This is a genomic window from Dickeya chrysanthemi NCPPB 402 (genome assembly GCF_000406105.1).
GTDB classification, from domain to species: domain Bacteria; phylum Pseudomonadota; class Gammaproteobacteria; order Enterobacterales; family Enterobacteriaceae; genus Dickeya; species Dickeya chrysanthemi.
Map to the genome: position 1 here is coordinate 2059479 of NZ_CM001974.1, position 20153 is coordinate 2079631.

Consider the following 20153-nt stretch of genomic DNA (forward strand, 5'->3'; position numbering starts at 1 on the left):
TGTATCAAGCAGGTAAAACAACATGAAAATTATCAAGGAAGCCCTGGCGGGCACCTTCGAGTCCAGCGACCTGCTGGTCAGGGTGTCCCCGGCGGAAGGCCCGCTGACCGTGGTGATAAACAGCGAGGTCATCAAGCAGTTCGGCGACCAGATCACGCAGGTGGTGAACGACACCCTGCGTACGCTGGGGGTGGAAGCCGGCACCGTGGTAGTGGAAGACAAGGGCGCGCTGGACTGCGTGATCCGCGCCCGGGTGCAGAGTGCGGTGCTGCGCGCCGCCGGCGTTGACGAGATCGATTGGGAGAGACTGTGATGAGCGCTACTCAGACGAAAGCCACTCAGCCGAAAAAACTGCGCCGCAGCATGCTGTTCCTGCCGGGTGCGAATGCCGCCATGCTGTCCAACGCCTTTATCTACCGGCCCGACTCCATCATGTTCGATCTGGAGGATGCGGTATCGCTGCGCGAGAAAGATACCGCGCGTCTGCTGGTCTACCATGCGCTGCAACACCCGATGTATCAGGACATTGAAACCGTGGTGCGCATCAACCAGCTCAACACGCCGTTCGGTCTGAAGGACCTGGAAGCGGCGGTACGGGGCGGCGTGGATGTCATCCGACTGCCGAAGACCGACTCCACCGACGACGTCGATGAGCTGGAACATCACCTGGTCCGCATCGAAAAAGCGTGCGGCCGTGAAGTCGGCTCCACCCGTATCATGGCGGCCATTGAGTCCGCGGTCGGGGTGATCAACGCGGTGTCCATCGCCCGATCTTCCGAACGGATGATCGGTATCGCGCTGGCGGCGTTCGACTATGTGATGGACATGCAGACCGAGCGCGGTGACGGCACCGAGCTATTCTATGCGCGCTGTGCGGTGCTGCACGCGGCCCGCGCGGCCGGCATCGACGCCTTTGACGTGGTGTACTCCAACGTCAACGACGAGGCGGGCTTCCTGAAGGAAGTGGAGCTGATCCGCAAGCTGGGTTTCAACGGCAAATCGCTGATCAACCCGCGCCAGATAGAGCTGTTGCACAACGCCTACGCGCCGACCCAGGACGAGGTGGACTACGCCCATCTGGTGATCAAGGCGGCGGAAGACGGCGAGCGCGCCGGTCTTGGGGTCATTTCGCTGAACGGAAAAATGATCGATGGCCCGATTATCGACCACGCCCGCCGGGTGGTGGAGCGCGCGCTGGCGTCCGGCGTGCGTCAGTAGGCGCAGACCGGTTAACCGATATTTCCGCACGGGCCGGCCGGCGGCGTGATGTCGCGCCGGCGGGCCGTCGCAATGACAGGATTGGATCATGAGTAATTTTATTGAAGCACTGCAGCAGCAATATCCGGAAAAAAGCCATCTGCAGCCGTTCGTCAGCGCCAACCACTGCACACCCTGGCTGAATGACGTCACCGAAAAGCACCAGCGCAAGCTGTGCGCCGATCTGGAGGAAGCCATTCGCAAGAGCGGGCTGCAGGACGGCATGACCATTTCGTTCCACCACGCGTTCCGTGAAGGGGACAAGGTGATTAACCACGTGGTGGACACGCTGGCACGGCTGGGATTTAAAGATCTGACGCTGGCGTCCAGCTCGCTGATGACCTGCAACGCGCCGCTGATAGAACACATCCGCAATGGCGTTATCCGCCGTATCTACACCTCCGGTATGCGCGGCAAGCTGGCGGACGCCATTTCGCATGGCCTGATGAAAGAGCCGGTGCAGATTCACTCGCACGGTGGCCGGGTGCACCTGTTGCAGAGCGGCGAACTGAAGATAGACGTGGCGTTTCTCGGGGTGCCGAGCAGCGATGAATTCGGCAATGCCAACGGCACGTCGGGGAAATCCCGCTGCGGGTCGCTGGGCTACGCGATGGTGGACGCGCACTACGCGAAGACGGTGGTGCTGTTGACGGAGAGTCTGGTGCCGTTCCCGAACGTGCCAGCCAGCATCGTGCAGGACCAGGTGGACTTCGTGGTGCCGGTGGAGGAAGTGGGCGACCCGGCGAAAATCAGCGTGGGGGCGGCACGTGTGACCAGCAACCCGCGTGAGCTGTTGATAGCACGCCGGGCGGCGGACGTGATCGCGCATTCCGGGTATTTCAAACCGGGCTTTTCCATCCAGACCGGATCCGGTGCGGCATCGACCGCCTGTACCCGTTTTCTGGAAGACCGGATGCAGAAACAGGGGGTGACGGCGCGCTTCGCGCTCGGCGGCATCACCGGCAGCATCGTTGATCTGCATGAAAAAGGGTTGATCGAGAAACTGCTGGATACCCAGTGTTTTGACGCGAATGCGGCGGCCTCGCTGGCGAAAAACCCGAACCATGTGGAAATTTCCACCAACGTGTACGCCAACCCGAGCTCAAAGGCGGCGTGTTGCGACCAACTGGACGTGGTGATCCTGAGTGCGCTGGAAATCGACACCCAGTTCAACGTGAACGTGATCACCGGCTCGGACGGGGTGATGCGCGGGGCGTCGGGCGGTCACTGCGATGTGGCGACGGCGGCGAATCTGACCATCGTGGTGGCGCCGCTGATCCGCAGCCGTATCCCGACGGTGGTGCGTCAGGTGACGACCTGCGTGACGCCGGGGAGCGCCATCGACGTGCTGGTAACCGACCACGGTATCGCGGTGAATCCGTCGCGACCGGAAGTGGCGGAGCGTCTGACTCAGGCGGGCCTGAGCGTCATGTCGATCGAGGAACTGTACCAGCGGGCGATCCAACTGGTGGGCGAACCGAAGGCGATTGAATTTCACGACCGTATCGTGGGGGTGATCCGCTACCGCGACGGCAGTGTGATCGACGTGGTACGTCAGGTGAAAGAGGATAACGCGTGAGCGATATTGCGACGGATACACCGGCCGGCGTCTCACTGAATACTCTGCTAGCGGCGAAGGAACGCCGCTGTGCACGCCAGCAGCAATTGCTGGCGCAGCACCAGTCTACGCTGGTGTCGTTGACGCTGGTGACACCGGGACCGGTCAAAGATTCTCCGCTGTATCGCCGGACGATGAGGGATGCCGTGGCGGCGTTTAACGACCTGTGTCTGGCCCGCGGCTGGGATGTGCTGGAGCAGCAGTTACATTGGCTGGATACCGGTGCGGAATCATTCTGGGTCGTGACCAAGGATGCCTTGAGTGTCAAGGCGGCAGCCATTGCACTGGAGGATCAACATCCATTGGGGCGTTTATGGGATTTCGACGTGTTTTGCCCGCAGGAAGGGTCGATCAGCCGAACGTTGCTGGCGCACGAGCATCGTCGGTGTATACTTTGCGATGAATCGGCGCATGCCTGCGCGCGTTCGCGCCGTCACGCGTTACCGGACGTGATTGAAAAAGTCGAGAGTATCCTCCATGCCTGGTTTAACGCACACTGAGTCAGCGGCACCTTCTCCACTACTGACTACGCTATTTCCTGATGCCACCGGTGCGCTGGTGGCCCTGCCGAATATTCATCAATGGGTTGTCGCTGCGCTGACGGTCGAGGTGATGTTGACGCCAAAACCGGGTCTGGTGGATCGGGATAACAACGGTGCGCATCGCGATATGGATGTGCCGTTGTTTCAGGCCAGTATCGCTGCGCTGACGCCGTGGTTTGCCCGTTTTACCGAGGCCGGCGTTGCACATAGCGCGTTGCCGATAACGCAGTTATTGCCGCAAGTCCGGCCGATTGGCATTGCGGCTGAACAATCCATGTTGGCGGCGACCGGGGGCGTAAATACCCATAAAGGCGGTATTTTTGCCTTTGGACTCCTGTGCAGCGCGGCTGGCTGGCTGGCGGGGCGTCGGCAGCGGCTGACACAAGACAGCTTATGCGAATGCGTGGCGCAAATGAGCGCCGATCTGGTGCGTAATGAGCTGGAAAATAGCCAGCACACTGCGACGGCAGGAGAACATCTGTTTCGACGTCACGGCCTGACCGGTGCAAGGGGCGAAGCCGCCAGTGGCTTTGCTACCGTACGTCGGTATGCGTTGCCCGTTTACTTGAGCGCGCGTGCGCAAGGGAAAGACGAGGAATCTGCTTTGTTGCAGGCGTTGGTCGTTTTAATGGCTCACAACCCGGATACCAACGTCGTCTCTCGCGGCGGTATAGATGGGTTGACGTTCGTGCAGACGTATGCACGAACATTACTTTCCGACGGGGTGACCCATCAGGGATTACAGGAGATGAACCGTGCGTTGGTGGCGCGCAACGTCAGCCCCGGCGGTAGCGCTGACTTACTGGCGTTAACCTGGTTACTTTCACACTATCCTGCCGTCTGAACCTCGTCTATTATTGGCTGACAGCCCCCTCGCTATTTTTTCATGAGTACTTGCCTCGCGCCGGTGGGGCTTGCTGTATGTCGGCGGTGCCGAATGTACAACGTATGAGCTAATGAATTGATAAAACACTAAAGTTGGCGACATCACTGTCGATATTAGTGCCATGTCGTATCCAGAGGGTTCTGGGACACTGAATAACGGATTAACCATTCAATTGACGGTGGGGATGGATGTAGTGGATGACAATATGAAAGAGCAGTACGCCAGGCGGAACAAAATGGCGATTTGCGCCACCTTGCGCGGACTGCAAAAACAAGACGCCGCAGTGATGGTGTATCACACGCACGGTCAGTTCATCAGTAAGATCCTTGAGGTTGATTCGGACGAGGGCGAGTTCCTGTTTGACCTTGGGGCACTGGAGCGGGAGAACAGTCGTGCGTTGTTTGCCGGCGAGCTTGCGTTTGCGGCGGAAACGGCTGGTGCGAAGGTTGAATTCCGGTCCACGATTATCCGCATGGTCGAACATGACGATTTACCGGCATTTTGTGCGGCTGTACCCGACGTGCTTTACTATATTCAGCGTCGTAATTTTTTCCGTATTAACTCTCCTGCCTGGCCCCCGATGATCTGCCGGGGCGAGTTGCCTGATAACACCTATTTTGAATTTAACCTGAAGGATTTATCGCTGGGCGGCTTATGCATGTATACCGACGATCAATCCAGGGTTGGTCTTTTTGAGCCGGGGATGACGCTGAAAAATGTCGATGTTGATCTTGCCAGCTATGGGCAGTTCTGCCTGGATTTAGAGTTCGTTACTCATGCCACCACAAAAGTCGTGGACAGCAAAGGTCGGGTAAAACAGATCGAACGCTTGAGCTTTAAATTTCCGCAGTTGAATGCTGCGCAGGAGCGTGGGCTACAGCAGGTGATTACCGAACTGGAATTAGACCAGAACGAAAAGCGCAAACGCCTGCGTTGAATCGATTGATTGACCCCAGGCCGGCAGCAGTCGTGCAAGTCGTACGCGATCGGCTTCACAGGTCTTGTCTCTGATTGCGGGCTGGGGCAAAATACGCGCCCTGAAAAACCGACGCACAGTTACCGCGTCGGTTATTTTTTTGTATTTCATCAAGAGGCCGGCGCTGTTTATGGCTCCGGATAGATATCAGTCAATACGCATGCCGCGGGCTGCGCAGAGTGAATAGAGAGAGACAATGGGGCAATCAGTTGTTTTGGAGCCGGTGCCCGCCGGCTGGCGCTGTCAATCCAGCGGCACAGATGCCGCTTCGGCAGGCTTTGTAATGAGCGGCACGTCGGCTGCTCGCCACGCTTACCTCGGTTACAGCGACATTGTGCGCTTGTCCACATCCCGTTACTTGAAACACCAACCGATGACGTTGTCGTCGGCGGTGCATTCATGGTTGATGGCGACTGTCGATAAAGGAGGTTTGCGTCATGACAACTGATTCCACGGTGACCACATCACGTGTGCAACTGCGTAAGACCCTGACGTTGGTCCCGGTAGTGATGATGGGGCTGGCGTATATGCAACCGATGACGCTGTTCGATACATTCGGCATCGTTTCCGGGCTGACGGATGGGCATGTCGCCACGGCTTATGCGTTTGCATTGATCGCCATTCTGTTTACTGCACTCAGCTATGGTAAGTTGGTGCGCCGCTTCCCGTCCGCCGGGTCAGCTTATACCTATGCCCAGAAAGCCATCAGCCCGACAGTCGGTTTCATGGTGGGCTGGTCATCGTTGCTGGACTACCTGTTTATGCCGATGATCAATATCCTGCTGGCGAAAATCTATTTTGAAACGTTGATCCCCGGTATTCCATCATGGATCTTTGTGGTTCTGCTGGTGGGATTCATGACGTTATCGAATTTGCGCGGTATCAGAACCGTCGCTAATTTCAACAGCCTGATCGTGGTGTTGCAGGTTGCCGTGATGGTGGTGATTACCGGCATGGTGATTTACGGTGTGTCTCACGATGAAGGTGCCGGTACGTTGGCGAGTAGCCGCCCATTCTGGTCTGATAATGCGCAAGTGGTGCCGATGATTACCGGCGCGACGATTTTGTGCTTTTCATTCCTGGGATTCGATGGCATCAGTTCGTTGTCTGAAGAAACCAAAGACGCCGGCCGTGTGATTCCGAAAGCGATTTTCCTGACAGCACTGCTCGGTGGCGTGATTTTCGTGGTGGTGTCTTACTTCCTGCAACTTTATTTTCCAGATATCTCGCGTTTTCAACACCCGGATGCGTCACAGCCTGAAATCATGCTGTACGTGGCCGGTAAAGCGTTTCAGTTCGGCATTCTGATTTTCTCCTGTGTGACTGTGCTGGCTTCCGGCATGGCTGCGCATGCCGGCGTATCCCGCCTGATGTACGTGATGGGCCGAGACGGGGTATTCCCGGAGCGTTTCTTCGGCTATGTACATCCGCGCTGGCGGACACCGGCGTTGAACGTATTGCTGGTTGGCGTGATTGCGCTCTCTGCCGTGTCGTTCGATCTGGTAACGGCAACCGCGCTAATCAACTTCGGTGCGCTGGTCGCGTTCACGTTTGTGAATCTGTCGGTGATTTCTCAGTTCTATATTCGTGAGCGCCGCAACAAGACGCTGAAAGACACGGTGAATTATCTGATTCTGCCGGTGATGGGCGCACTGACCGTTGGCGCGCTGTGGTTAAATCTGGAAAAAACGTCCATGACGTTGGGGCTGGTGTGGGCGGCGATTGGTTTGCTCTATCTGGCTATTGTGACGCGTCGTTTCAGGCAACCCGTGCCTCAGTACAACGAAGATCTGGCGTAACTAACCGGACGATATACCGCGATAAACGTAACGTTATTGACAGGCTCCCATGATTCCATGAGAGCCTGTTTTTTTGCACCCCTCGAACGGTTTATCGATCCGGGAGTTGCCTACCCGATAGCAACGCGCCGCCACGCAGGTGGGAATATCAAGTCAGCAGTTGCTGAGCATAGGCAAACAGCGCTTTCAGCAACGCCGTTTTCTTTTCGTCACCATCGTGAAGCTGATAAAGCTGATTCAAGGTATCAAAGTAATCTTGTACCCGCTCAGTGGTAAACACCGCCCGACGATGTGCCAGCCAGCGTTGCTGCTCTTGTTCATCCAGAGTGCCAGGGAAATTGCGAGCGCGATAGCGAAACAGTAATTCCTCCACCCGGCGGTCGACAAACTGAAGATTCAGCGCAGGAAGGTGCTGAGCATCGGTTTTACGGATAATCGCCATTGCGGCGCGGTCGGCGTCACTGAAAAAACCATCATACAATTGCAGGTCGACATCTTTCGCCGCCTCAAACGGCGGAGCATCGGCAAACAGCGCCACCACTTTCTCTCTTACGCTGCTATTTTGACGCAATAATTGCAGATTGTTCAGACAATGTTGGCGGTCGATCCCCAGTCGTTCCGCATCTTCCGGACGCAGCGTACTGGCCGGCGCCAGCACCGGGCATTTATTGATATGTACCAGTTTGATAGGCACTGGGGATTCATCTTCCGCCAACAAATCACGGCGAGTGTACAGCCGTGTGCGCAGTTCATCTGCATCCAGCGACAGTAATGGCTGAATATCCCCCGCCAGATCGCAGACAATGACGGCGTTACGGTTATCCGGGTGCCAGGCCAGCGGAACAATCCAACTGGTATTGCCACGGGCTGCGCCAAACATACCGGAAACATGCACCAGCGGCTTCATTTGCGGGATATCGATTAACGCGCTGACTTTGTTTTTGTTGCGCAACCCGTAGAGATAATCGAACAATTTGGGTTGCGCCTGTTTAAGCAGACGCGCCATCGCAATAGTGGCATAGACATCAGACATGGCATCGTGTGCCTGAGTATGTTCAACGCCGTTGGCGCGCGTCAGATGTTCGAGCCTGAAGCTTGGGAAACCATCGTCGTTTTCAGGCCATACAATGCCGTCGGGGCGCAAGGCATAGCACGCCCGCAACATATCCAGTAAATCCCAGCGTGAGTTACCGTTTTGCCAACTGTAGGCATAAGGGTCGATGAAGTTGCGGTAAAACAGATTACGGCTAACTTCATCGTCAAAACGAATATTGTTGTAGCCCATGATACAGGTGCCCGGCACACTGAATGCTTCATGGATATGGCGGGCGAATTCCGTTTCGCGCATCCCCCGGCTTTGTGCGATTTGTGGCGTAATGCCGGTAATCATCACCGCTTCCGGATCGGGCAAATAATCGTCGGCTGGCTGACAGTAGATAACGACCGGCTCGCCAATCACGTTAAAATTCAAATCAGTGCGGACACCGGCGAACTGCGCCGGACGGTCTTTGGCCGGGTGCTTGCCAAAAGTTTCATAATCATGGACGAAAAAAGTGGGTTCGGTGTGTTGATTTTGCACGGTTTCTCTCTGTTCAGCCTGACGACGGCAAGTACTGGATATCACTCATACTGTCGTGACGCATGGTTGTCACCGTCAGTGTTAACGGGCATCAGCGCTATGCGGAACGTCTCGCCAGTCTAAAGGCAACTTATCAGTCTTTCAGTAAAAAGGGTGACGGACAACACAAGGCCGTCATGGTAAACCATCCTGCCGTCTGACTAAAGTCGACATCGTTGATGTCATGTGCGTGTTGAATCGAGTCAGGTGCAATCAGCGCAAGGGAGTGATAGGGTGCACATAAAGGCAACGATTGCATCGGCGATGTGGGGAAACCACCTTGTCGACGATAGCGGCTAACCTGTATGGTTAATACAGGGCGGTTTCCGCAGGATGAATCTTAATCGTTAAGTAAGGGTAGAAAAATGGAGAAGGGTAACACTAAGCCATGTTTCCAGGATGTGCTGGAATTCGTGCGTATGTTCCGTCGTAAGAACAAACTGCAGCGTGAAATTGCAGATAACGAAAAGAAAATCCGTGATAACCAGAAGCGTGTACTGCTGCTGGATAACCTGAGCGAGTACATTAAACCGGGTATGTCGATCGAAGACATCCAGAACATTATCGCCAACATGCGTAGCGATTATGAAGACCGCGTTGATGAATACATCATCAAAAATGCGGAGCTGTCGAAAGAACGCCGTGAGCTGTCTCGCAAAATCAAAGAAATGGGTGAAATCAAACCGCCGGTGGAGGCGAAATAATTTCACTGACGTTCAGGGTCGGTTTCCGGCCCTGATGCTTTTTGGGGCGGGCTGATGATTCCAGCGGCCTACGACTGGCTCATCACGATTTCCGGCACCAGCGCCTTTTTCTGCATCATGCAGTCGCGCCAGGCGCTGCCGGTCTGGCCTTTATCCAGCGCGTCTGCGTTGATGGCGGGAATTGCCCGCACCTGCGTGTCGATGATCTTGCCGCCGCCGGCGGTGTTGATAGTCTGATTTTTGATGTAATACCTTGTCATTACGTGATATTTCCCGTCGATACCCGTCATACTTCAAGTTGCAGGTGTGTTGGCTTTATTACTCGGCCCCTCCCTGGGCCTCGCTCTTTCAGGGCTGCAGCCAGCTGCGTTCAAATCTGCTCCCGGCAGATTTGTCGCTCACCCCGGTCACTTACTTGTGTAAGCTCCCGGGGATTCGCTGCGTCGCCGCCTTCCTGCAACTCGAATTATTTTGGGTCGAGATGCTTTACCTGCCTCAGCAAATCGGTCGTGCACTCGTTGGCGGCGCGCGCCACATGCAGGAAGGCGGTATCGGTCGGTTCGTTGCGTGGCGACGTCGAGCAGGCTGACAACGCCAATACGCTGATGATGATAATCACGTTGTTATCTGTCATGTGCCAATATTCCCTTTCGCTTTTTGCCAATAGTCAGCGGCATACCTCTTTTGCATCACGATGAAGTTTTGTTTTTGCATCACGATGAAGTTTTTGCATAACGATGAAGCATCACTGTCAGGCATGACCTGCGACATACCATTCAACGAACCGCTTCTGATTGTCAAGGCAAGAGCCGGTGGGTTTTTACCGCTTTCATACCACCTCGCATCATTGTTGCAAGCGACTGCAACCGTTGCGGTTGTTTGCGTAGCGGGTTCAGGAGCGCGAATTCCTGCCTATCGACCGGGACTGTACGCTGGCACACTGCGCCCAGATTGAACGACTGCCGGAAATCCGGCGAAAACGGGTAAGGGACATACCATCAGAATTTCATTGAACCAACTGGCGATAGCGCTCATCGTCGGCCCGTTGTTGTTGCTGATATTGCCGGGTTTGCCGGAGCTGCCTGTGCTGATATGGGGCCTCCCTGCCGTGTTGCTGCTTAAGACGCGTTTTTATCCGCTCGGTCTGGTGGCGATTGGCGTGATCTGGAGTCTCTACAACGGCCGGGAAATACTCCACCAGGTGGAGCAGTTTACCCAGCGGCCGTTAACCGCAAGGGTTAGTGTCAGTAGCGTTCGCTTTGCACAAGCGGATGCCGATCAGGTGGTAGTGCGTTTATGGCAGATCAACGATCGCTGGGTATTTCCGCCGCTCTACGCCCGGCTGGATGCGTTGCCGCAGATGGCGGACTGGTGCGGCGGACAACAGTGGAACGTGAGGTTACGGTTGCGTCCGGTGCATAGCCGATTGAATGAAGGAGGTTTCGATCGCCAGCGCTGGGCACTGGCTAAAGCACAACCGCTGACCGGGCGAATATTGTCCGCAGAGAGTGTGGCGCCCGAGTGTGGATGGCGTCAGCGTCTGGTTAATCAGGCCGAACAACAAACTCTCCTGCTGCCGTGGCGCGCCATCATACTGGCGCTGGCGGTTGGGGAGATGACCCTGATTGACGATAACATTCTCGATGTACTTCGGCAGACAGGGATCATGCATCTGATGGCGATATCGGGGCTGCACATCGTACTGGCGGCATTATTTGGCTGGAGTATTGTGCGTGCGGCGCAGTATCTGCTGCCGGTTCACTGGGTAGAACACCGTGCTCCCTTATGGTGCGGCTTGTGTTGCGCCTGGGGATACGTCTGGCTGGCCGGGGGTAACCCACCGGCGGTCAGGGCTGCATTGGCGTTGTCATGCTGGACGCTACTAAGGCTGCGTGGCTTGTCGGTATCAGCGTGGCAAGTGTGGTTGTGGTGTGTGGGATTAATTCTGGTCAGCGATCCGTTGAGCGTTCTTTCAGACAGTTTCTGGCTCTCTGCGCTGGCGGTCGCCGCACTGATTTTCTGGTATCAGTGGGCACCGCTGCCACTGCATTTGCAGCACTCCTGGCGTTGGGGATGGTTGCGCGGGCTACACATGCAAATAGGCGTCACACTATTGCTGATGCCATTGCAGGTCTTGCTATTTCATGGCGTTAGCCTGAGTTCATTACCTGCCAACCTATGGGCGGTGCCGCTGGTCTCATTCATTACAACCCCGCTGATTCTACTGGCATTACCATTGATGGTGGTTCCGGGGGTAGCGCAAGTACTCTGGTGTCTGGCTGATCGTTCGCTGGCACTGGTTTTCCTGCCGTTGCAGGTCATGCCGGCGGGTTGGCTATCACTGGGGGAGCTCATAGTGCCTTACAGTGTGGCGGGGTGGCTGGCGGTGATTGTCTGGCGCTTTGCCTGGTGGCGGACGTATCCGTTCAGCCTGTTGGCGTTGATACTGATGGCGGCGTTGCGGCCAAAACCGCCGGTACCGTTGTGGCGAGTTGACATGCTGGATGTCGGGCATGGGCTGGCCGTGGTGATTGAACGACAAGGTAAAGCCTGGTTGTATGATACCGGACCCGGTTGGGATGGCGGCAACAGCGCCGAGCGTGAAATCCTGCCTTATCTTAAATGGCGAGGACTGCAGTTGGAGGGCGTGATTCTTAGCCACAGCCATCTGGATCACAGTGGTGGGCTGAAGGCGTTGCAACGCGCGCTTTCACCTGTGCCGATATACAGTCCGTTGCTTGAACCGGATCATCGACCTTGCGTACAAGGGAACCAGTGGCGCTGGCAAGGATTGACGTTCAGCGTGATTTGGCCGCCGGTGCGGGTTCGTGAAGCCGGCAATAATGATTCCTGTGTGGTGCAGGTGGATGATGGCCGCTATCGGGTATTGCTGACGGGCGATTTAGAGCGCGAAGATGAAGCTATGCTGCTACGCACTCAACGAGATAAGTTGGCGGCGGATATTCTACAAGTGCCGCATCATGGCAGCACCACATCGTCATCACCGCCGTTTTTACGTGCGGTGGATGCAGAAGCGGTGTTGTCATCCAACTCACGATACAATCCGTGGCGCTTGCCGGCAGTGAGTGTGGTACGGCGTTACCGGCAGATGGGCTATCGCTGGCACGATACCGCCGTCGGCGGGCAACTGAGTGTGCGTTTTTTCGACGAAGGCATTGAAATGTTGCGCTACCGGGGTGAAATATCACCTCGCTGGTATCATCAGTGGTTTGGCGCTAACCGGGATAATGAGTAATAATAGACGGCTATTTATCAAAGGCTCAGGTTTATTGCATGATTAATGATAAAGATCTCTCCACATGGCAGACGTTTCGTCGCCTTTGGCCGATGATCTCCCCTTATAAAACCGGGTTGGCCGTTGCGGCGGTGGCGCTGGTCGTCAACGCCGCTGGCGATACGCTGATGCTGTCCCTGCTCAAGCCGCTGCTGGATGACGGGTTCGGCAAAGCTGACCGCAGTGTACTGGTGTGGATGCCGTTGGCCATTATCGGGCTGATGATTATGCGCGGTATTTCCAGCTATGTTTCCAGTTATTGTGTGGCCTGGGTATCGGGCAAAGTGGTCATGAACATGCGTCGGCGTCTGTTCAGCCACATCATGGGAATGCCGGTTTCTTTCTTTGATCAGCAATCTACCGGTACGCTGCTGTCGCGTATTACTTATGATTCCGAGCAGGTGGCGGCTTCGTCGTCAAACGCGTTGGTGACTGTGGTGCGGGAAGGTGCCTCCATCATAGGGCTATTTGTGCTGATGTTTTGGTACAGTTGGCAGTTGTCGCTGATTCTGGTCCTGATTGCTCCTATCGTTTCTTATAGTATGCGGGTGGTGTCAAAGCGTTTTCGCAGTATCAGCAAAAATATGCAGAACACCATGGGGCAGGTGACGACCAGCGCCGAGCAGATGTTGAAAGGACACAAAGAAGTACTGATTTTTGGCGGTCAGACCGTCGAAGTAGAACGTTTCGACGCCGTCAGCAATCGCATGCGCCAGCAGGGGATGAAGATGGTATCGGCGTCCTCCATTTCTGATCCGGTAGTTCAGTTGATCGCGTCTCTGGCGCTGGCGTTCGTGTTGTACGCCGCCAGTTTTCCGTCGGTGATGGAAACCCTGACCGCCGGCACCATCACGGTGGTGTTCTCTTCCATGTTTACGCTGATGCGCCCGCTGAAATCGCTTACTAACGTTAATGCTCAGTTCCAGCGCGGTATGGCCGCTTGCCAAACCCTGTTTACCATCCTGGACATGGAGCAGGAAAAAGATACCGGCACACGTGTTCTGGCGCAGGCGAAGGGCAATATCGAGTTCCGTAATGTCAACTTCGCTTACCCGGGTAAAGAGACGCTGGCGTTGAAAAATATCAGCCTGCATATTCCACCGGGGAAAACCGTGGCGCTGGTGGGGCGCTCCGGTTCGGGCAAGTCGACTATCGCCAATCTTATTACGCGTTTTTACGATATTCAGTCCGGTGAAATTCTGTTGGACGGGCATGATCTGCGCGACTACACGCTACCGTCATTACGCAGCCAGGTGGCGTTGGTGTCTCAGAATGTTCATTTGTTCAACGATACGATTGCCAACAATATCGCGTATGCCTGCGGCGATCGCTACAGCCGTGAGGATATTGAACGTGCGGCCCAAATGGCGCATGCGATGGATTTCATCGGCAAACTGGAGCACGGTCTGGATACGGTGATCGGCGAGAACGGCGTTTTACTCTCCGGCGGTCAACGTCAGCGTATCGCTATTGCCCGAGCGCTGCTGCGAGATTGTCCGATTCTGGTCTTGGATGAAGCGACATCAGCGTTGGATACCGAATCGGAACGAGCCATTCAGGCTGCGCTGGACGAGTTGCAGAAAAACCGTACCGCATTGGTGATTGCCCACCGCCTGTCGACGATTGAGACGGCAGATGAAATTCTGGTGGTAGAAGATGGGCAAATTATCGAACGTGGCCAGCATGATGAATTGCTGGCTCGGAACGGTGCCTATGCCCAGTTACACAAACTGCAGTTTGGCGCATGATTGAACGCATCTGGTCGGGGCGTTCCCCGCTGTATCTGCTGTTGCTGCCGCTGTCGTTGCTCTATGGGCTGATTAGCCATGTTATTCGGCTTAGTTACCGCAATGGCTGGCGTAAGGTATGGCGTGCACCTGTTCCGGTCGTGGTTGTCGGAAACCTGACCGCCGGCGGTAATGGCAAAACACCGGTGGTGCTCTGGCTGGTGGAGCAACTGCAACAGCGCGGTTACCGTGTTGGCGTAGTGTCGCGTGGTTATGGCGGTAAAGCGGAACAGTACCCGCTGCGAATCACCGATGAGGTCGCGACAACGCAGGCCGGCGATGAGCCGGTGCTGATTTATCGGCGCACCGGCGCGCCTGTTGCGGTGGCGCCCAAACGACGTGAGGCGGTAGAAGCGTTGCTGGCATTCCAGCCGCTGGATGTGATCGTGACCGATGATGGTTTGCAACATTATGCGTTGGCGCGGGATATGGAACTGGTGGTGGTGGATGGCGTTCGTCGCTTCGGCAATGGTTGGTGGTTGCCGGCCGGGCCGATGCGGGAGCGGGCTTCGCGCTTGCGGTCGGTTGATGCGGTGATAGTCAATGGCGGTGAGGCTAAAGGCGGTGAGATTGCCATGCAGCTTACGGCTGGGGAGGCGGTTAATCTGCTGACTGGGGAGCGGCGGGCGGTAGCTGCGTTGCCGCCGTTGGTTGCTATGGCCGGGATCGGCCATCCGCCGCGCTTCTTTGCGACATTAAAAGCGATGGGCGGTACGTTGGTGCGCGAGGTGCCCTTTACCGATCATCAGCACTGGCGGCCGGAAGCGTTGCACTCATTGACCGCCAGCGACCAGCAACCGCTGATCATGACGGAAAAAGACGCGGTGAAATGTCGTGCTTTTGCACGCGCCAACTGGTGGTATTTGCCGGTTGACGCCGTATTATCCGCGCCGGAATCGGCATTACTGCTACAGCGTCTGACGCACCTGATAGATACGCATCGCGTATCGCGTCAGACGGAAACCGGGTGACCGGCTCTTTTTGATAATCGCTTCTTGATGGGAGGAAGCATGGATCATCGTTTGCTTGAAATCGTGGCGTGTCCGGTGTGTAACGGGCGGTTGATTTTTGACAAAGAAAAACAGGAGTTGATTTGCAAAGTCGAAGGGTTGGCTTACCCGGTGCGTGATGGCATTCCCGTCTTGTTGGAACATGAAGCTCGTACACTGGCACCGGATGAGATCGCACAATGACGTTTACTGCAATTATTCCTGCTCGCTATGCTTCGACCCGGTTACCGGGTAAGCCGCTGGCGGATATTCACGGCAAACCAATGGTGGTACACGTGATGGAGCGCGCCCGCGAATCTGGCGCTAGTCGCGTAGTCGTGGCGACCGATAACGCCGATGTCGCACGTGCCGTCGAGCAGGCAGGGGGCGAAGTTTGTTTGACCAGCCCGAACCATAATTCCGGTACCGAGCGTCTGGCAGAGGTCATCGATCGTTACGGTTTTACCGATGATGAAATCATCGTCAACGTACAAGGCGATGAGCCGTTGATTCCGCCGGTGATCATTCGCCAGGTGGCGGAGAATCTGGCTGGCAGCCGTGCCGGTATGGCGACGCTGGCAGTACCGATCACGACATGTGAGGAAGCGTTTAACCCGAATGCAGTGAAAGTGGTAACGGACGCCGAAGGTTATGCGCTTTATTTCTCTCGTGCGACCATTCCGTGGGAGCGTGACCGTTTTGCTGAATCCCGAAACAGCATTGGCGACCATTTCCTGCGGCATATCGGTATTTATGCCTACCGTGCCGGATTTATTCGGCGCTATGTCGGTTGGGCGCCCAGCCAATTAGAGAAAATCGAGATGCTGGAGCAACTGCGCGTGCTTTGGTATGGCGAGAAAATTCATGTGGCGGTAGCGAAAGAAGTCCCCAGTGTCGGGGTGGATACGCCAGAAGACCTGGCTCGCGTCAGGGCAGCGATGACAGCAAACTGACGGCGGATATTATTCATTTTCCTATGAGCGTATGTGCTGCAGGTGCATACGCTTTTTTTTATCCAGCGCATTATCGTTATTATTATAATCAACGAATCTTTAATAGCACATCGCTATTGTTATTTCACATTTTAATAAATTAATGCGTTGGAATAATAAAACCGGTGTTACAGATGCATAAATATTAATCATGACTTATTATTAGGCGGCATTTACGCCATGGCAATGAATGCATTGATTTTTTTACTTAAGGATGGAGTAACAACATGAACGTGAATAAAAAATTTTTACCCGTAATAATTGGATGTGTACTTGCTGGGACGGCAGCACAGAGTCTGGCTGCTGAATACTATCTGGCGCCGAACGGCAGCGACTCCGCCAACGGCAGCAAAAGCGCCCCCTGGAAATCCTTTGCCCGCGCGCAGCAGACGCTCTCCCCCGGTGATCGCCTGTGGGTCCGTGGCGGCACCTATTCCTTTACCGCCGGGCTAAATAGTTGTGCCAGTCAGACGGACGTCGTGAACGCGATTACGTTGAATAAGAGCGGTACTTCCGGCAATCGTATCGAGTACGTCGCTTATACCGGCGAAAAACCGGTGTTTGATTTCAGTCAGATGAAAGATGACTGCCGCGTTAAAGGATTTAACGTCGTTGCAGACTGGGTAACCGTCAGAGGGCTGGAAATCAAAGGGGTGCCGCAAAATAACAACAAGAACCATGAATCCTGGGGAGTATGGATTAAGGGCAGTAACAATCGGTTCGAGCAACTTGATATTCACCATATCATGGGCACCGGGCTGTTTTTACAGAATGGTGCCGGCAACGTTGTTCTCAACAGCGATTCACACCATAACTATGATCCGCTGACTTCCAACGGTGCCGGTCAGAGCGGCGACGGTTTTGGGGCGCATATTGCCGCCAATATGCCGGGTAACGTTTTTAGCGGTTGCCGCGCCTGGTCCAACTCGGATGACGGTTTTGACCTGATCAATGCCTATTCCTCGGTGACGATTGAGAACTCCTGGGCCTGGTCTCACGGTTATCTGCCTGGGACGACGACATCGCTGGCGGCAGGCAACGGTAATGGTTTCAAAGCCGGTGGCTACGGCGCTAAATACGTGAGCAACGCACCGAAGCATATCGTGCGCAACTCGGTGGCGTTCCTGAATAAAGCCGCGGGTTTCTATGCCAACCATCACCCCGTTGCCAATGACTTCTTTAACAATACGTCGTTCAGTAATGCCGTCAATTACAGCATGCGAGGCATCGATGCAAACGGTAATGCGGTCGCGCTGGGCACCCTGCGCAACAACATCTCTTTTGCCGCGAAGTCGCAGTCGTTGACGTATACCGATGGCGCCAACATGCGTTACAACTCCTGGAATTTCAGCAATGCGATCTCAAATGCTGAGTTCCAAAGCGTATCGACCACGGGCTGGGATGCGGCACGTCAGGCCGACGGCAGTCTGCCGGTGCTGAAACATCTGCGTCTGGCATCAGACAGTTGGATGATTGATAAAGGCGGTGACGTCAAGATCGCCTATAAAGGCGCCGCGCCGGATCTCGGGGCGTTTGAGCTGAAATAAGCGGCGAGACGGCAGGCTCTCTGAAGCAATACTCCGTGATGCGATGCCGTTAATGCTGTTACCCGTTACCTATGCCCGCTATTGCGGGCATTTTTTGTTGTCAGCTTTAAACCACCTCCTCGGGAGGTGGTGATTGTTTGTAGCCGCGAGTTTGTCTCCCCGTGCCGAATTCTGCTGGTCGTTAACCGTCTCTACCGGCGTATATCCCGTTTTCTTTGATCTGCATTGAAGAAATTGTTGTGGGCTGCTCGCATGATACGTGCAGATGCGTATCTGCAACTGCGAGATCTGTTGCCTATGGAACAATTAAAAGCTGAGTTAAGTACGGTATTGGGTGAATCGCTCAGTCGTCTTGAACGTATCAGTGAACAGCCCTATGCGCACTTGTATGCGTTGTATGATCACGCGGGCAATGCTATGCCATTGCTGGCGAAAAGTTATATTTGTCAGGGTGTTGCCAGCCAGGAAGCCTATAAGCTGAGCATGTTGTCTCGTGAAGGCGAGGTCCGGCTACCGACCGTATACGGGATGGTGATGACCCATCAGGCGCCGTATAAGGAGCTGTTGCTCATTGAGCGTTTGCGTGGCGTATCGGTAGAGGCACCGTCCCGTTCGCCTCAACGCTGGACATTGCTGATGGATCAGATTGTCGAAAGTATGCTGGCCTGGCACCGCATCGACAGTCACGGTTGCGTCGGTACGGTGGACAGCACGCAGGATAACAGTTGGCCGAACTGGTATCGTCAGCGTCTGGAGGTGCTCTGGGCTACGCTGATGAATGTCAACGCGACGCAACTGACACCGCAGGATCGCACGGTGCTGTACCGTTCCCGGCAGAGTTTGTCGGCGCTGTTTGCCGATTTCGACGACAGTTGCGTATTGGTGCACGGCAATCTGACCTTGCGCAGTATGCTGAAAGACCCCCGCAGTGACCAACTGCTGGCGATGATCAACCCCGGCATGATGTTGTGGGCGCCGCGAGAATACGAGCTGTTCCGTTTGTGCGAAGAGCCGGGTATGCCGGAACAGCTGTTTTACCATTATCTGAAACAGGCGCCGTTGGCCGAATCTTTCGTTTGCCGCCGCTGGCTGTACATCCTGTGGGCGGCGGTTTCTCGCTATATCCACACCGGACAGTTGGATCGACCGCTGTTTGATACCGCAACCCGCGAACTGCTGCCCTGGCTTGAGTAATCAGCCGTACGGGCGATCGCCGATCGTCCGTATGCCGGTATCAGGACTCCGGCGGGGTGACGCCTTTCATTTGTTGCCAAATCAAACCGAGCCCTTCATACCAGGCTCGCTCGCTGTGCGACAGATAAAGTGCGGATGGAAACACCCGTTCCCATGGATTCAGCGGCGAGGTCATCGCCAACTGATTGGCTGGAGCCGGAATCGGGTGCAGGCCGCGCGCCTGGAAAAAGCGAATCGCACGCGGCAGGTGGCTGGCCGAGGTCACCAGCAGGAACGGCTGTTTGCCGATCAGCGCTTCGGTGCCAGCGGCTTCTTCTTCGGTATCGCGGGCTTGATCCACCAGTAGGATATCCTGTGCCGGAACCCCTAAACTCTCGGCGACGCGTGCGGAGGTGCTGGCGCTGGTGACCGGATTGCCCTGCGCGGCGGCACCGGTGAAGATCAGTTTGGCACCGGGATTGGCGCGCCATAGCCTGACGCCTTCGGTAAGGCGTGCCAGACTGTTGTTGATCAAGTTAGCGCTGGGGGGCCAGTCCGGGTTGAAGGTGTAGCCGCCGCCCAGCACCACGATATAATTCACTTTTGGGAACTCCGGCGTCCAGGTTGGGTAATGGGATTCTAACGGCTGCAACAGCCGATCGGCCACCGGTTGCAGGCTCAGCAACAGCAACGCCAGCCAGCCTCCGGTCAACAGGATTCGGGCGATTTTCTGCCAACGGGAAAACCACAGCAGGGCGAGGGCGAGGCCCATGACCAGCATCAGCAACGGCAGCGGCAATAACAAACTACCGATGTATTTTTTGACGGCAAACAGCATAAAATAGCGACCCTTTTGAATGAAAAAACGCCATACGGGCGAATTTCGGGTGTTCAGAGCATTTATTCTAGGCCAGCCTGTGACAGAATGTCAGGTTCAGAGAAAAACCAGCTGTTTAGGTAGCACCGTCAC

Annotated in this window: 20 protein-coding genes; 16 read left to right on the plus strand and 4 right to left on the minus strand. The window is 55.5% G+C overall.

Annotated features, from left to right (window positions below):
* Nucleotides 1-22 precede the first annotated feature (22 nt).
* The 8 genes from citD (at nt 23) to DCH402_RS09265 (ending at nt 7078) form a co-directional block, all read left to right on the plus strand.
* Complete coding sequence (gene citD / locus DCH402_RS09230) at nt 23-313, plus strand: citrate lyase acyl carrier protein (RefSeq protein ID WP_040000818.1); 291 nt, start codon at nt 23-25, stop codon at nt 311-313.
* Complete coding sequence (gene citE, locus DCH402_RS09235) at nt 313-1218, plus strand: citrate (pro-3S)-lyase subunit beta (RefSeq protein WP_012770027.1); 906 nt, start codon at nt 313-315, stop codon at nt 1216-1218. Before citD ends, citE begins: the two co-directional genes overlap by 1 nt.
* A gap of 88 nt (nt 1219-1306) precedes the next feature.
* Nucleotides 1307-2836 carry a citrate lyase subunit alpha gene (citF, locus tag DCH402_RS09240; RefSeq protein ID WP_040000819.1) on the plus strand — a complete coding sequence of 510 codons (1530 nt, stop codon included), beginning with the start codon at nt 1307-1309 and terminating at the stop codon, nt 2834-2836.
* On the plus strand, nt 2833-3375 hold the full coding sequence (gene citX, locus DCH402_RS09245) for a citrate lyase holo-[acyl-carrier protein] synthase (RefSeq protein WP_040000820.1): 543 nt from the start codon (nt 2833-2835) through the stop codon (nt 3373-3375). The genes citF and citX overlap by 4 nt, the downstream gene beginning before the upstream one ends.
* The gene (citG, locus tag DCH402_RS09250) at nt 3353-4261 is read left to right on the plus strand and encodes a triphosphoribosyl-dephospho-CoA synthase CitG (RefSeq protein ID WP_040000821.1); all 909 of its coding nucleotides are present in this window, start codon (nt 3353-3355) and stop codon (nt 4259-4261) included. Before citX ends, citG begins: the two co-directional genes overlap by 23 nt.
* Nucleotides 4262-4487: 226 nt before the next feature.
* Nucleotides 4488-5240 carry a flagellar brake protein gene (locus tag DCH402_RS09255; protein ID WP_040000822.1) on the plus strand — a complete coding sequence of 251 codons (753 nt, stop codon included), beginning with the start codon at nt 4488-4490 and terminating at the stop codon, nt 5238-5240.
* Between the two features lie 235 nt (nt 5241-5475).
* Nucleotides 5476-5727 (plus strand): hypothetical protein, encoded by a 252-nt coding sequence (locus DCH402_RS09260; RefSeq protein ID WP_040000824.1) that lies wholly within the window; start codon nt 5476-5478, stop codon nt 5725-5727.
* A complete protein-coding gene (locus tag DCH402_RS09265; protein ID WP_040000825.1) occupies nt 5717-7078 on the plus strand; it encodes an APC family permease in 1362 nt (453 codons plus the stop codon). Before DCH402_RS09260 ends, DCH402_RS09265 begins: the two co-directional genes overlap by 11 nt.
* Before the next feature lie 148 nt (nt 7079-7226).
* On the opposite strand, the gene sbcB is transcribed toward DCH402_RS09265, so the two are convergent.
* On the minus strand, nt 7227-8657 hold the full coding sequence (gene sbcB / locus DCH402_RS09270; RefSeq protein WP_040000826.1) for an exodeoxyribonuclease I: 1431 nt from the start codon (nt 8655-8657) through the stop codon (nt 7227-7229).
* Between the two features lie 404 nt (nt 8658-9061).
* Here sbcB and DCH402_RS09275 point away from each other — a divergent pair, with 404 nt between their 5' ends.
* A complete protein-coding gene (locus DCH402_RS09275; RefSeq protein ID WP_013317748.1) occupies nt 9062-9400 on the plus strand; it encodes a DUF496 family protein in 339 nt (112 codons plus the stop codon).
* Nucleotides 9401-9468: 68 nt separating this feature from the next.
* Here the strand turns inward: DCH402_RS09275 and DCH402_RS09280 are convergent, their stop codons facing one another.
* Nucleotides 9469-9660 (minus strand): hypothetical protein, encoded by a 192-nt coding sequence (locus DCH402_RS09280; protein ID WP_226052254.1) that lies wholly within the window; start codon nt 9658-9660, stop codon nt 9469-9471.
* A gap of 206 nt (nt 9661-9866) precedes the next feature.
* Nucleotides 9867-10034 carry a hypothetical protein gene (locus DCH402_RS22725; protein WP_162531368.1) on the minus strand — a complete coding sequence of 56 codons (168 nt, stop codon included), beginning with the start codon at nt 10032-10034 and terminating at the stop codon, nt 9867-9869.
* 369 nt (nt 10035-10403) lie between these two features.
* Here DCH402_RS22725 and DCH402_RS09285 point away from each other — a divergent pair, with 369 nt between their 5' ends.
* The 7 genes from DCH402_RS09285 (at nt 10404) to DCH402_RS09315 (ending at nt 19204) form a co-directional block, all read left to right on the plus strand.
* The gene (locus DCH402_RS09285; protein ID WP_040000827.1) at nt 10404-12656 is read left to right on the plus strand and encodes a ComEC family protein; all 2253 of its coding nucleotides are present in this window, start codon (nt 10404-10406) and stop codon (nt 12654-12656) included.
* Nucleotides 12657-12694: 38 nt separating this feature from the next.
* Nucleotides 12695-14443, plus strand: coding sequence for a lipid A ABC transporter ATP-binding protein/permease MsbA (gene msbA / locus DCH402_RS09290; RefSeq protein ID WP_040000828.1), 1749 nt, complete (start codon nt 12695-12697; stop codon nt 14441-14443).
* Complete coding sequence (lpxK, locus tag DCH402_RS09295; protein ID WP_040000829.1) at nt 14440-15453, plus strand: tetraacyldisaccharide 4'-kinase; 1014 nt, start codon at nt 14440-14442, stop codon at nt 15451-15453. Before msbA ends, lpxK begins: the two co-directional genes overlap by 4 nt.
* Before the next feature lie 39 nt (nt 15454-15492).
* Nucleotides 15493-15675 carry a Trm112 family protein gene (locus DCH402_RS09300; RefSeq protein WP_040000830.1) on the plus strand — a complete coding sequence of 61 codons (183 nt, stop codon included), beginning with the start codon at nt 15493-15495 and terminating at the stop codon, nt 15673-15675.
* A complete protein-coding gene (gene kdsB / locus DCH402_RS09305; protein ID WP_040000831.1) occupies nt 15672-16424 on the plus strand; it encodes a 3-deoxy-manno-octulosonate cytidylyltransferase in 753 nt (250 codons plus the stop codon). The genes DCH402_RS09300 and kdsB overlap by 4 nt, the downstream gene beginning before the upstream one ends.
* A 266-nt stretch (nt 16425-16690) precedes the next feature.
* Nucleotides 16691-18010, plus strand: coding sequence for a pectate lyase PelN (gene pelN / locus DCH402_RS09310; RefSeq protein WP_040000833.1), 1320 nt, complete (start codon nt 16691-16693; stop codon nt 18008-18010).
* Between the two features lie 297 nt (nt 18011-18307).
* Nucleotides 18308-19204, plus strand: a complete 897-nt coding sequence (locus DCH402_RS09315; RefSeq protein WP_040003513.1) for a YcbJ family phosphotransferase — start codon at nt 18308-18310, stop codon at nt 19202-19204.
* 40 nt (nt 19205-19244) lie between these two features.
* On the opposite strand, the gene elyC is transcribed toward DCH402_RS09315, so the two are convergent.
* A complete protein-coding gene (gene elyC, locus DCH402_RS09320) occupies nt 19245-20021 on the minus strand; it encodes an envelope biogenesis factor ElyC (RefSeq protein WP_040000834.1) in 777 nt (258 codons plus the stop codon).
* Nucleotides 20022-20153: the final 132 nt, after the last annotated feature.